The sequence below is a fragment of the Pseudomonas halotolerans genome, from assembly GCF_039581215.1.
GTDB classification, from domain to species: Bacteria; Pseudomonadota; Gammaproteobacteria; order Pseudomonadales; family Pseudomonadaceae; genus Aquipseudomonas; species Aquipseudomonas tehranensis.
In genome coordinates, this window is sequence record NZ_JBCNTJ010000019.1 from 1 (window position 1) to 13,404 (window position 13,404).

The window sequence follows — 13,404 nt, forward strand, 5'->3', positions numbered from 1 at the left end:
CTTGCGAGGGGCGGCGTTTTTTTATGCCTGTCATTTCGATGCAAACTGAACCACCGCTATCGCGAGCAGGCTCGCTCCCACAGGGGATCTGTGCCTGACGCTGCTTCTATGCACACCTCGAAAAACTGTGGGAGCGAGCCTGCTCGCGATAGCGGTGGATCAGTCGACATCAATACTGCTGACTCGACGCCATCGCGAGCAAGCTCGCTCCCACAAGGATCGGGTCAGGCTGTCAGGGAATAGACCAGCGCGGTGATTGCCACCACCCCTACCAGCGTCACGAACACATTGGACGCCTGGCCGCGGTAACGGGCCATGGCCGGGACTTTCTGGATGGCGTACATCGGCATCAGGAACAGGATCGCCGCGATCACCGGGCCGCCCAGGGTTTCGATCATGCCCAGGATGCTGGGGTTAAGGGTGGCGACGATCCAGCACACCACCAGCATGAACGCCGCCGTCACACGGTCCAGGGTCTTGGCCGCCGGACGGCGACCGCTCTTGACGATCAACCCCTTGAGGCCTTCGCTGGCGCCAATGTAATGCCCCAGGAAGGATTTGGAGATCGCCACGAACGCAATCAACGGCGCGGCAAAAGCAATGGTCGGGTTACTGAAGTGGTTGGCCAGGTACGACAGGATCGACAGATTCTGCGCCTTGGCCTCAGCCAGTTGCGACGGGGAAAGCGTCAAAACGCAACTGAACACAAAAAACAGCACCATCACCACCATCAGCACATGGGCGCGCGACAGGATTTGCGAACTGCGCACTTCGGCGTTGTCACCATGGCGACGCTTCTGATCCACCGCAAACGCCGAGATGATCGGCGAGTGGTTGAACGAGAACACCATCACCGGAATCGCCAGCCACAAAGTGTGCAGCAACGCCGAAGGTTCAGGCAATGTGGACGCTGTGGTCAAGATGCCACCGTTCCAGTGCGGGATCAGAAACACCGCCAGGAACAGCAACGCTACGATAAACGGATAGACCATCAAGCTCATGGCCTTGACGATCGCCTGCTCACCGCATCGCACCACCGCCAGCAACCCCAGGATCAACACCAGCGACAGCACCACCCGAGGTGGCGGCTGGATATGCAATTGATGCGCAAGGAAACTGCCCACCGTATTGGTCAGCGCCACGCTGTAGATCAGCAGGATCGGAAAAATCGCAAAGAAGTACAGCAACGTGATCAGTGCACCGGCCTTAAGGCCGAAGTGCTCTTCCACCACTTCGGTGATGTCCGCGCCGTCACGGCCGGACAACACGAAACGGGTCAGCCCCCGGTGGGCGTAGAACGTCATGGGAAACGCCAGCAACGCCAGAATCAGCAGCGGCCAAAAGCCGCCCAGGCCCGCATTGATGGGTAAGAACAGAGTACCTGCACCGATGGCGGTGCCAAACAGGCCCAGCATCCAGGTGGTGTCATGGCGTCCCCATTGGCTAAGCGTCGTTGGGGCTGTCGTTTCAAAGCGTTCGTCGACGCCAGTGGCCTGATCATTCATCCGGTCGGATCTCCGCATTCCGGTCACATGCACCCGGCCGGGACGAGTCAGAAAACCCCGACAGGCAGCGCCCTGGCCGAAACAGGGGCGCGATTGTCCGGGATTCACGAGCAGAAGCAAAGACTTAGCTGAGGAGTGGTCGTGAAGGCGGCGCATCTGCCACAAATAATGCTGGGGAATGAAGCCGCCGGCCTATCGCCGTTTTGCGCCAGCTCCTACACTCAGAACAGATGAAACAACTGCCCGCGCACGCTAAGCCATAATGCACAAAACCCTGTGGGAGCGAGCCTGCTCGCGATAGCGATGGATCAGCCAGCCTTGGTATTGCCTGAGACACCGCTATCGCCAGCAGGCTCGCTCCCAACAGGGTTTCGTAGTCTTATAGCCCACAGGAGCACAGCATGACCGCAACCGTTCTTGTCCTGGTTGAAACCGTCAACGAGTACCTGCCCATTCTTGAGCGACAGGGCTATCACCTGGAGCTGGCTCCCACGCCTGCCGAACGCAGGACGGCGATTTATGAACATGGAGAACGGTTCAGCGCGGTATTGACCCGCGGCCCCCTGGGTCTGACGGCCGAAGAAATTGCCGCCCTGCCCAACCTGAAAATCATCTGCGTGATCGGCGCCGGCTACGAACAGGTGGACCTGCAGGCCGCCCACCAGAGCGGGGTGGTGGTGACCAACGGCGCCGGGGTCAACGCGTCGTCGGTAGCCGACCATGCCATGGCGCTGTTACTGGCGTTGGTGCGCGACATCCCCTATTGCGATGCCGCCCTGCGCCGGGGCGAATGGCCCAGGAGTGCGCGCCCTTCCCTGGCCGGTAAGCGGCTGGGTGTGCTGGGCCTTGGCGCGGTGGGCATGGCGATCGCCAAGCGGGCCGCCCTGGGCTTTGATATGAGTGTCAGCTATCACAATCGTCGGGTACGCAATGACGTGCCCTACACCTTCTGCGCCACGCCCACGGAACTGGCGCGGATCTCGGACTTCCTGATCGTCGCCACACCCGGCGGCCTGGATACCCGGCAGTTGATCAACAAGCAGACCCTCGATGCGCTCGGCCCAAAAGGATTTCTGGTGAACGTCGCCAGGGCCAGCGTGGTGGCTACCGACGATCTGGTCAGCGCCCTGGAGCAACGGCGAATTGCCGGAGCGGCTCTGGATGTGTTCGATCACGAGCCCGAGGTGCCGCAGGCGCTGAAAAACCTGCCCAACGTCGTCCTCACACCCCACGTGGCCGGTCTGTCGCCGGAAGCGACCCGCGCCATGGTAGAGCTGGTGGGCCAGAATCTGACTGCGTTCTTTTCCGGCAAACCGGTGCTGACGCCGGTGCGCTTGCCCGACTAGGAGCGTTAGAGAACGCCCAATAGCGTCCACAGACGCCTGGATTCGGCATCGGCACTGATCAGTTCGCCCAGCAGCTCGCTCAACGGTTTGTTGCCCCACTCCACGCCGCGCCGAATCAAATAGGGCACCGGGCTGTGGGGCTCGGTGCGGGCCAGGTAGCCGGCAATGACCAGTAACTGGCGATAGGCTTCTTCACGGCTGGCCGGTTCCTGAAAAACCTGGGCGACAGCGGCGCCCGCTTGCGCCGGGGCGGTTTGCGGCGTCACCGCAGGTGCCGGCACGACGGTGGGTTGCTGTGGGTTCATTGCAATGAACTCCTCTATCAATGTCAGCAAGGCCTGAATCACGTCCTGCAGGGAGGTATAGCCCGGGGCCTGATCGCCCAGGCATGCATCACTCCATGCTTCGAGTCGTTGCAGGTGTTGCAGACTCAGCATCAGGCTGCCCTGGCGATGCAGCCAGAACGACAAGGGTGTGGTGCGAATCAGTTCGCTGAGTTTTTTCTGGTCGTTGCGCGCAACTTCCGCCGAGGCCTTGGCGTTTTTACTGTCGTTGACCAACACCTGCTGGCGCTGCAAACGCTGCCAGTCGGCCAGGCAGAACCCTTCTAAATCAGGGTCCCGGCCATCGAACAAGGGCACCCGCGTCAGTAACACTTCGCTGTAGCGACGGGCCAGCCACTCCAGCGGAATCACCCGCCACGACGGGTCACCGTCATCGGCCCGGGGATACAACTGCTCGGGGTAGCGCTCACACAACCCCGCCACCAACGCCAGGCTGCCCGGCAATCCTTCCAGCCCTGTCAGGTGCAACCAGGCCTCCCCCAGCCAGGCGCTGATCATCAAATCCTTGCTGCGTTCGAGCAGCAGCGCAGTGGCAAGGCTTTCCAGTTCCGGCCATTGGGCACGCTTGATCGAGGATTGCCATACACCGGTGGGCAAGCTGGTATCGTCCTCACGGCGCAACTGGCGCAACCGGTCGAACTCCGGTTCGTAGCGCAGATCCTGGCCGCAGGGCGATTCGACGCTGATCGGCTCAAGCAACCGCGCGATGAGTTCGGGCAACGGGGATATCGGCAAGCTCACAAACCCTCCTCGCGGGTGGCGATGGCGGGGCTCGATGAGCTCGCCATGAAAGGTGAACGGGGTGCCTGGGTCGGCAGCGGCGGGATCGACAGCGGCAGCTTCGAACCCTGGCTCATCAGCGACAGACGCAGGAACATCAAAGTCTGTTGCGCCGTGGTCGCATGGGTCTGGGCCGTCACCGGCAGTTGCAGGGTCAGCGGGAAGTCGGTGTAGTCGGCATTCGGCTGGCGCTGGCTTGACACCAGTGAACGCATCAGGCGCAGCAACGACCATGGCCCCTGGTACTCCCAACCGGCCTCCAGATCGCGCACCACCAGGTCGGGTTGCAAGGGGTCGTTGGCCGGACGCTGGTAACCGTTACGGGCCCAACGCAAAGTCAAACTCACCGGCTGGCCGACCATCCAGCGCAGATTCTGTCCGGTTTCACCAGGGTAGCTGATCTGTTGATTGCCGGCGTTGAGCCCCCAGGCGATCACCTGATCCGCGCCGCGTTCCTGCTCGCGGTCGGTTCGCCAGCGCACGTCCATTTCCACGCCGAGCAGGCCGCTCTTGTCCCGCACGAACAACGGCCCGAGCCAGGCACCGGCCTGTTTCAAACGGTTGAGAAAATCCTCCGCCGCCAGTCGCTCCGGCGTTCGGCTCAGGGCCAGCCCGGCCTGTGCCTGGGGCAGCCGCGTGTCGATCAGCTCCAGCAGGCGTTGGACCCGCGCCGGGTCGGCATCGCTGGCCCGCACATCCTGGGAAAACGGAAAGCGCCCGGCGAGGTACTGATTGAAGTAATCGGCCAGGTCATTCCAGGCCATCGCCGCTTGGCTCTGTTGCAGATACAGGCACCGTTGCAAGGCGCCTTGTTGCAGGGAAACGGTGCGCACGGCCAGGTCGCCGCGCCCTCCGGGCAGGCTGGATGTTTGTAGAATCTGCGCGCAAGACGCGGTGTCCATTTCGATGAAATCGCGGCTTACCAACTGCTCCAGTTGGGCAGCCGCACTGGCCGGGTTCTGGTTTTTATATTTGAGCAGTTCGTCATTGAGCGCCATGAACCGGCTGACTTGATCGTGCTCCAGGGCCGACAGGTTATCCTGCTGGACAATCAGCCATTCCAGTGCGGGCATGCGTTGCTCGGCGATTTGCAGCATGGCGCCGAACTGCTGGTTCAGGCTCAGCTTCAGGTCTTGAGGATCAGTGGCGCCGTACAACTGCAAGCCGAAGTTCTTCGAGCCGTTCCATTGCTGGACAGCGGTGCGTTGAGTAAACAGTGGCTGGGCGTCGATTTCGTCCAGGCCACTCTGGATCTGCGCCAATGCGCGGCGGTTGAGCAGACGCTGAAAACGAATCGCCAGATCGCTGCGTTTCACGTCCATGAAGGCTTTTTGCAGGGCAACGGCCTGGGAGGTCTGCACATTGAAACTCATGCCCGGCAGCGGTTGCTCGCTTTCATCCAGACTCAGCCACATGGCCCGCGCCGCCGCGCTTTCAGCGGCCTCCATCAGCGCCCCCCGATAATCCGGCGGGATGCGCGGCAGTTCTTCATTGGCGTAGCTCTGGTAGCTGGCGAAGTAGTTCAGGGCAACGCTGAAATCGTCGCGGTCACCCCGGCCCATCGCATCGGCGCTACTGTCCGACGGTGCCTTCTGCATGGCCAACGCCACGAAGTCACGCTTGAACAGCGCTTGCACCGCGTTGTCCAGCGCCGTGACGTGCTCCTGCAGCACCAGCAACCCACTGCCCTGCTGGACCAACAGATTGTCCCTGGAGCCGGTCTGGACAACCCACTGGTCGCGAAAGCTCTGCTGCAGTTTTGCCGCCTGGCTCTCCAGATCCTGCTCAAGATCCGGCCCCAGCAGGGTGCTGTGGCCCACCTTGTCCAGCAACTGGGTGTAACCGGGCACCAGGTCCTGCCCCTTGCCTCGGCCCCAGGCCGAGTTAGTCAGGCTGACGAGCCTCTGCAGGTCATCGACCAACGCCATCAGCTCTTCAAGTTCACTCAAGGAATTGCCACCGCCGGCCTCAAGCCGTTGCAGATGCAGCTTCAGGTAACCGGCCTGGCGCACGAAGTTGTCCGCCAGGAAATACTGATCCAGCCAGCGCTGCATCAGGCCCATGAAATTATCGGTAATCACCGGGCGCGCGGCGTTCAGGTCCAGGCCCTTCAGATCGGTATTTTGGGCATCGAACAGCACCCGATTGTAGAAGCGTGCCCGACTCAAGGTTCCGGTGTTGAGGTTCAGCGACAGGGCGTTATTGCTCAGTTGCACCAGCTCGTCCAACGGCGCCTTGGGGTTGTTCACCGCCTGGCTGAACATCTGATTGTGCTGTTCCAGACGCACCGCACGTTCCACCAGATCCTTGGCCTTCACATAACTTTGCCATTGCGCCGGGTCTTCGCTTTCCACATTGCCCCGTCGCTCGGTATTGCGGATGCCTTTGAGCTGTTCGAGGTCCCAGGCCAGCAGGTCACGCAACGGCAATATCCAATGATGGCGGGCGGTCATGCGCAACCCGTTATCCAGTTGTGCGTCCACACCGGAGAACCATGACGTCGGAAACACCACCGAGACAAAACGCCAGCGCGGGGCCTTTTCCAGCACGTTCCAATAGTTCTGCACGTTCTGTCGGGTCGGCTCCAGTTGCGGTTTATCGGGGTCGACCACGACATGGTTTTTGTGCGCGCTGAGGATCAACCGCGACAACTCCTGAGCTTGCGCGACGGAATCGTGCCAGACCCAGACCATGCTCCCCAGCCAGACCACCCCGACCACCAGCGCCACTCCACCGGCCAGTCGATGCCAGCGTTGGCGCAAACGCAGCAGGCGCGGCACCGGCTGAGCCAGGCCTCGCTCGGCCACCAGCCGGCGTGACCACAATTGCCGGGCAAACACCGTTTGGCGCAACACGCGGTCGCTGGCGGACAAACCATCGCCGGTGACCGAGGGAGCCTGGCTGGCGGTGAAGTACACGCCGCGAAAGCGCGGCGCCTCGCCTTGCGCGTTGCCCTGAAAAACCGGCTCCAGCAGCAGTTGCATGGCGCGCCGCAATCCTTCGAAACGCTCCGGCAAACCATAGAGATCGCTGGTCAACTGCCCCGACAACGCGCCGATTTCGATGATCGACTGAGACAGCGCGGCGTTGACCTGATCCAGCGCCTGATCGCTCCATTGCGATTGCCACGCCGCATCGGGCGCGTAGGGCGACGACCAGCCCAGCGTCGATTCCCGGGCCTGGGCGGGCAATGCGCTGACCAGTTCCTGGAACCCCGGCAGTTCTTCCATCCCGGTGATCACCACATACACCGGCAAACTCAGGCCGAACCGTTGCAAGAGGTCGATGAAACAGCGGCGCACCTTGAGACTCAGCTCGGTCGTCTGTTCGAGGTCATCGAGCTTGCCGAACGGCACCGTCCAGATCACCGCGTCCAGCGGCCGTCTGCTGCGCAGGCGCAGTATCAGTCCCAACAGGCGCCACCAGTTGCCCCGTTGCATGTTCATGCCCTCATCGGGCAAAAACAGCGCCTGGGGCACCACCAGCACTGCGCCTTCGGCATCCGACCACCAGCGCCCGAACCACGCCGCCTTGTCTGTCGGTTGCAAGCGCCATTGAGCGCACAACTGTGCGCCATCGGCCTCGTTGCCCAGCATCAGCAACCAGGGCATCTGGTAACGGTCCCGGGTGCCCTGCTCCTGTTCCATGTGGCGCACCGCCCCATAGAAGCTGCGGATGGCCGCGCCGCCCTGGGTGCGGAGCCACCAGATCGCCGCCGCAATCAGCAGCACCGCAACCATCGCCAGCAACACCAGGGCGACGATGCTCAAGAGGCTCATGAGTCCTGCTCCTGAACCACCGACTCGTTCAGTTGCAGCACCGGCTCAAGCTCCGACCGAATGTCACGCCAGAACACCTGCCCCAACCCACTCAGCAACAACACCATCGCCAGGATCACCAGCCCCAGGCGCAACCCGTCCGGTAGCGACTGCTGGGCCGGGACGCGCACCGGCATGGCCGCCGATGGCAGCGCCAGGCGTTCGCTGACATCGACATAATCGGGCTCGTGCTGCCAAGCGTACGTGAACAGCGCCAGACGCCATTTTTCGTGCTGGACTTGACCGGGCTCGCCACGTAATCGGCCCTGAAAACCGAGAATCAGGCACTGCAGGTAAACGTTGGCCAGGTCCCGGGTGCCGGGCATCTGCTCATCCAGCAATTTCTTGATGGCAGCCGGCAACCGTTCGCCGGCCTGGCGGCTGGAATACATGCGCGATTCAAGGGGATGCTGCTGCCAGGCCAGTTGTCCCGGCCACGGGGTGAACAGCAAGGTCTCGTCCACCAGCGCCACGAACGCGTAGACCAACGCCTTGACCTGCTCGGTCGCCGCATCGCCCACGGTGGCGAATGCCACCCGCCACAAACGCTGGGCACTGCGCCCGGAGAACTCCACCACCCGGCTGACCAATACCGCGGGATCACTGTCCTTGGGCAAGTCCTGCCACTCCTGGGACCACTTCAGCCAGGCCTGACGAAACGCACTGCTCAGCGGTGCCTCATGCAGACTCCGAACCGCCCCGCCACTTCCGTCAGGCATACGACTCCCCTTTTACGATCAGGCGCTTTCACCGGCTTGCGCGACAAACAACACCACTTGCCACGGACTGCTGGCCTGATGCGAGGCCGGCGCTACGATGTGCAACGGCAATTGCCCATCGAACCATTGCCCACTGGCGGCCACGACGAACAGCCGGGTGTCGTCTCCCACGCTGTAGGCCACTTGCTCGTTGCGACTCATGGCCTGATGGGGCAGACCGCTCATGCGTTGGCGACTCAACAACGGGATGTGCGGCGCCGACGCGATGATCGCCCCGCGCAGCCACTCGGCCGCGGCTTGCTCACTGGCACCGTTGGGCATACGCAGGCCGATCACCAGGCGCTGGTTCGGCTGGTCGTCGGGCAACTGGATCGAGAACACTTGGTCATCGCGCTCGAAGGCCACGCTGCGATAACCGGCGCGGACCAGCTCCAGGGTGTTTTCCAGCCAGTCCAGCAGCGGTTCATAGCCGCGTTGCAACTCCAGAAAATCCAGCGGCGCGAAGGCCGGGACACCGGCCAGCGGATCGAGCGCCGACCAGCTTCCGGCCAGCCCCAATAACAGGCCGTGCAATGCCTGAGGCGTCGCGACTCGAGTGTTCAATGCGCCTTCGACTTCCGGCAATCGCGCCCACAACGCCGTCAATTGGCGGCGAATCTCCACTGCATCGTCCTGGTTGCCGGCCGCTTGGGCCTGCCGCAGACGCCCGGCCAGGAACAGGCACTTCTCCCGTGCCCGGGCACACAACCCGGCCACGCGCCGACCAAGAATCGATTCCGGCAACAGGATCGGCGTCGGTGGTGTGTAGGGCACTCGCAGGAATCCTCCGCCTTCCTTGCGGATACGCAACAGCGGCAAGCAGATAGAGTCGGCCTTGCTCAATTGCGTGCACAGCCGAGGGTTCGGCCGCCACACCGTAATGGACTCGGGGAATTCGCCACTGGTGAGGTCCGGCAAGGCGTCCCCCACGACCGATTGCAGGCGTCCCTTGAGCGGCAGCAATTGCCCGGCGCGCCAGAGCGGACTGATGGCCAGGAACACCGTCACCGTCGCGTCGTCGGTCTTGTTCACCGCCTCGGTGATGTCCAAATCCAGGGTCGGCCCGACCCCGGCTTGCACGTTGACCGGCAACCCGTCCGGCAAGGTGCCCTGCAGTTGCAAGAGCCGGACCTGGCCGGCGCTGAGAGCCGAGGGGTCGACTTCCAACTGGCTGACACCCCAAAACCATGGGTTGCAGGCACCGGCAAAATGCGCGGCCAGGGCCTCGGCGCGCAGCCCTTGCAATTGGAAGTGCTGGGGCAGTAGTTGCATGCCCTCGTGCCAGCAAACCGCGTCAGGTAACAGACTCATACGACTCCCTTCGACATCCCAATGACACCGCCCCAGGGCGGCCCGCGATCATTCAAGGCTGACGGGCGTTGAGCTGACCGTCATTGACGAGGGTCATCTCACGACTTTCGAACTTCAGCCAGGCCTTGCGCTGATCGTCCAGCCGAAGCCGGTGGGCTCCGGGAGTGTTATAGCTGGCGAAGACCAAAAGTCCAGCGGCGCGCCGGCCCTCCAATGGGAAGGGTTGGCGGTCGATGAATTGCCCTGGCACCAGCTCCAGGCCCCATACCGACATGAGTTGACGATAGTCGCGCTGGAACTGTTCGCGCTCGGCGAACCACTGGCGGGCGGTGATGCCCGCCAGTTGCTTGAGCAGATCCGGGTCGTTCACGGCGACAAAATCCACCGCGATGGGAGTGTCGTCATTGGCTCGCGGCGCGACATCCAGGGTCAGGCTGTCCAGGTCCACGCTAGGGGCAAAGAGCGAGCAACCGGTGAGCGCGAGGCTCAAAAAAAATCCGGAAAAAAAGACACGCAAAATGAATCTTCCTTTTCTCAGCGGTCAAAAATTGTTTTTGCTTGCTTTTTTATAGACCTGTTCTAGCGTCTTGGATAGTTCGACGCACACAGTCGAATGCACCAGGTTCGTCAAGGGAATGACAGGTCTACTGCCCTCCATTTGCAACCTGCGGATCAGCAAGGGAATGCGATGAGCGGGCCCCCCGATGCATTGCTCCCCTACATGCATCGGAGTCGGCCGCCATGGCAGAAAGTACCCAGCACAAGCTCGACAGAGTCCGTCCCCCCCGCGTCCAGATCACCTATGACGTGGAAATCGGCAATGCCATCGAAAAGAAAGAATTGCCACTGGTGGTCGGCATTCTGGCCGACCTTTCGGGCAAACCACTGGACCCACTGCCCAAGCTCAACGAGCGGCGTTTCACGGAGATCGATCGCGACAATTTCAACGAGGTACTCGCTTCCATCTCGCCTCGCGCCACCCTTCAGGTGAACAACACCCTCAGCGGTGACGACAGCAAGCTCAACATCGAACTCAACTTCCGCCACATCGACGACTTCGACCCGGTCAAGGTCGTGGAGCAGGTCACGCCCCTGCGCCGGTTGTTCGAGGCGCGCCAGCGCCTGCGCGACCTGCTGACCAAGCTTGACGGCAACGATGACCTGGACAAGCTGCTGCGCGACGTGATCGCCAACACCGAAGGCCTGCAAGAGATCAAGTCAGCCCGCCCTCAGGATGCGCAAGACCTGCCGACCGACGCCGCCAACGATGACCCAGCCCCGGCCGAACCACAGGCCTGATCGTGCTCACCACTCAAGGGAGATAAAGCCATGCCTGCTTCATCCAGCGCTCAAACCAGCGAGAGCACGACCCAGACCCTGTCCCTGCTGGACAAGATCATCGCCGAAGGCCGCATGGCCCACGACGACAGCCAGCAGGACTACGCCCGCGACATGCTGGCCGAATTCGCCACCCAGGTCCTCGACGAAGGCATGGCCATCGACAAGGACACTGTGGCCATGATCAACGACCGCATCAGCCAGATCGATCAGTTGATCAGCGCCCAGCTCAACGAAGTGCTGCACCACCCCGAGCTGCAAAAACTCGAAGCCTCCTGGCGCGGCCTGCACCTGCTGGTGCAAAACACCGAAACCAGCACGCGGCTTAAATTGCGCCTGCTCAACGTGACCCAGAAAGAACTGCAGAACGATCTGGAAAAAGCCGTCGAGTTCGACCAGAGCGCGCTGTTCAAGAAGATCTACGAGGAAGAATACGGCACCTTCGGCGGGCACCCGTTCAGCCTGCTGGTGGGCGACTACACGTTTGGTCGCCATCCCCAGGACATCGGGCTGCTGGAAAAACTGTCGAACGTCGCCGCCGCCGCGCACGCGCCGTTCATTGCCGCCGCCAGCCCCCGGTTGTTCGACATGACCAGTTTCACCGAACTGGCGGTGCCTCGGGACCTGTCGAAGATTTTCGAAAGCCAGGAACTGATCAAGTGGCGCTCGTTCCGCGAAAGCGAAGACTCGCGCTACGTGTCCCTGGTGCTGCCGCACTTTCTGCTGCGCCTGCCCTACGGCCCGGACACGCTGCCGGTGGAAGGCATCAATTACGTCGAGGACGTCAATGGCACCGACCACAGCAAATACCTGTGGGGCAACGCCGCCTGGGCGCTGTCGCAACGCATCACCGAAGCCTTCGCCAAATATGGCTGGTGCGCGGCGATCCGCGGGGCCGAAGGCGGCGGCGCGGTAGAAGGCCTGCCGGCCCATACCTTCCGCACCAGCTCAGGCGACCTGTCGCTCAAATGCCCGACCGAAGTGGCGATCACCGACCGGCGCGAAAAAGAACTCAATGACCTGGGCTTTATTTCCCTGTGCCACAAGAAAAACAGTGACGTGGCAGTGTTCTTCGGCGGCCAGACCACCAACAAGGCCAAGCTCTACAACACCAACGAGGCCAACGCGAACGCGCGAATCTCGGCGATGTTGCCGTATGTGCTCGCGGCTTCGCGTTTTGCCCATTACCTGAAGGTGATCATGCGCGACAAGGTCGGCAGCTTCATGACCCGCGACAACGTGCAGACCTACCTCAATAACTGGATCGCCGATTACGTGCTGATCAACGACAACGCGCCGCAAGAGATCAAGGCGCAGTACCCGTTGCGCGAAGCCCGGGTGGACGTGACGGAGGTGGCTGGCAAGCCCGGCGCCTACAAGGCCACGGTGTTCCTGCGCCCGCACTTCCAGCTTGAGGAACTGACCGCCTCGATCCGCCTGGTGGCGACCCTGCCGCCGCCGGTAGCGGCCTGACGGTTGAAACCTGTGGCGAGGGCGCTGTTGTGGCGAGGGGATTTATCCCCGCTGGGGCGCGAAGCGGCCCTGAATACCAGCAACCCGGTGTGTCAGGCAGATTGAGTTGACTGCTTGGAGGGCTGCTGCGCAGCCCAGCGGGGATAAATCCCCTCGCCACAGGTTCGGCGTTCGTTTTTAACGGTATCGGGCACTACCTCATTTGTCTTTTTCTGGAGTTCCACACAATGGATGCGATCATTCTCGACCTCGGCGGCGACATCAAGGGCGACAGCCTGCTTGAGGGCTTCACCGACAAAATCGAAGTCATGTCCTACAGCCACAACGTGGCGATGCAGGTCACCAACGACGTCAGCAACTCGGAACGCACCTCCGGCCGGCCCCACATTGGCGAATTCACCCTGACCAAATTCGTCGACAGTTCCACCCCCACCCTCAACGAATACTGCTGCGCCGGCAAACCGATCCCGCAAGCCGTCATTACCATCGGCCGCAACGCTGCCGAAGGCAGCGGCAAACTCATGCCCTTCATCATCTACACCCTGACCAACGTCGTGCTGTCCAATGTCAGCGTCAGTGGCGGCACCGGTGGCAAACCGGTGGAAACCCTGTCGCTGAACTTCACCAAGATCAAATGGGAACTCACCGCGCAGAAAGACGACGGCACCAAGGAAGGCACGGCGGGCACGACGTGGGACCTGGCGGCCAACAAGATGACCAAGTAAGGACGC

The 13,404-nt window shown here is 62.0% G+C and carries 10 protein-coding genes; 4 read left to right on the forward strand and 6 right to left on the reverse strand.

Going from position 1 to position 13,404, the window contains the following annotated elements; translation table 11 throughout:
* Window positions 1-224: 224 nt before the first annotated feature.
* A complete protein-coding gene (locus AAIS01_RS21995; RefSeq protein ID WP_343470670.1) occupies window positions 225-1,505 on the reverse strand; it encodes a serine/threonine transporter in 1,281 nt (426 codons plus the stop codon).
* Between the two features lie 401 nt (window positions 1,506-1,906).
* Here AAIS01_RS21995 and AAIS01_RS22000 point away from each other — a divergent pair, with 401 nt between their 5' ends.
* Window positions 1,907-2,851, forward strand: coding sequence for a 2-hydroxyacid dehydrogenase (locus AAIS01_RS22000; RefSeq protein WP_343470671.1), 945 nt, complete (start codon window positions 1,907-1,909; stop codon window positions 2,849-2,851).
* Window positions 2,852-2,856: 5 nt separating this feature from the next.
* Here AAIS01_RS22000 and tssA read toward each other — a convergent pair whose 3' ends face one another.
* From tssA to AAIS01_RS22025, 5 genes are read right to left on the reverse strand one after another with little or no spacing between them, the layout of a single operon-like run.
* Window positions 2,857-3,936 (reverse strand): type VI secretion system protein TssA, encoded by a 1,080-nt coding sequence (tssA, locus tag AAIS01_RS22005; RefSeq protein WP_343470672.1) that lies wholly within the window; start codon window positions 3,934-3,936, stop codon window positions 2,857-2,859.
* The gene (locus tag AAIS01_RS22010; RefSeq protein WP_343470673.1) at window positions 3,933-7,754 is read right to left on the reverse strand and encodes a type VI secretion system protein; all 3,822 of its coding nucleotides are present in this window, start codon (window positions 7,752-7,754) and stop codon (window positions 3,933-3,935) included. The genes tssA and AAIS01_RS22010 overlap by 4 nt, the downstream gene beginning before the upstream one ends.
* Window positions 7,751-8,512, reverse strand: coding sequence for a DotU family type IV/VI secretion system protein (locus AAIS01_RS22015; protein ID WP_343470674.1), 762 nt, complete (start codon window positions 8,510-8,512; stop codon window positions 7,751-7,753). The genes AAIS01_RS22010 and AAIS01_RS22015 overlap by 4 nt, the downstream gene beginning before the upstream one ends.
* Before the next feature lie 18 nt (window positions 8,513-8,530).
* Entirely contained in the window at window positions 8,531-9,862 is a 1,332-nt protein-coding gene (tssK, locus tag AAIS01_RS22020) for a type VI secretion system baseplate subunit TssK (protein WP_343470675.1), read from the reverse strand.
* A 52-nt stretch (window positions 9,863-9,914) separates the two neighbouring features.
* Window positions 9,915-10,379 (reverse strand): type VI secretion protein, encoded by a 465-nt coding sequence (locus tag AAIS01_RS22025; RefSeq protein WP_343470677.1) that lies wholly within the window; start codon window positions 10,377-10,379, stop codon window positions 9,915-9,917.
* Between the two features lie 224 nt (window positions 10,380-10,603).
* On the opposite strand from AAIS01_RS22025, the gene tssB reads away from it, so the two are divergent.
* The 3 genes from tssB (at window position 10,604) to AAIS01_RS22040 (ending at window position 13,398) form a co-directional block, all read left to right on the forward strand.
* Window positions 10,604-11,161 carry a type VI secretion system contractile sheath small subunit gene (gene tssB / locus AAIS01_RS22030; RefSeq protein WP_343470678.1) on the forward strand — a complete coding sequence of 186 codons (558 nt, stop codon included), beginning with the start codon at window positions 10,604-10,606 and terminating at the stop codon, window positions 11,159-11,161.
* A 30-nt stretch (window positions 11,162-11,191) separates the two neighbouring features.
* Entirely contained in the window at window positions 11,192-12,673 is a 1,482-nt protein-coding gene (tssC, locus tag AAIS01_RS22035) for a type VI secretion system contractile sheath large subunit (protein WP_053145385.1), read from the forward strand.
* Between the two features lie 227 nt (window positions 12,674-12,900).
* Complete coding sequence (locus AAIS01_RS22040; RefSeq protein ID WP_046063980.1) at window positions 12,901-13,398, forward strand: Hcp family type VI secretion system effector; 498 nt, start codon at window positions 12,901-12,903, stop codon at window positions 13,396-13,398.
* Window positions 13,399-13,404: the final 6 nt, after the last annotated feature.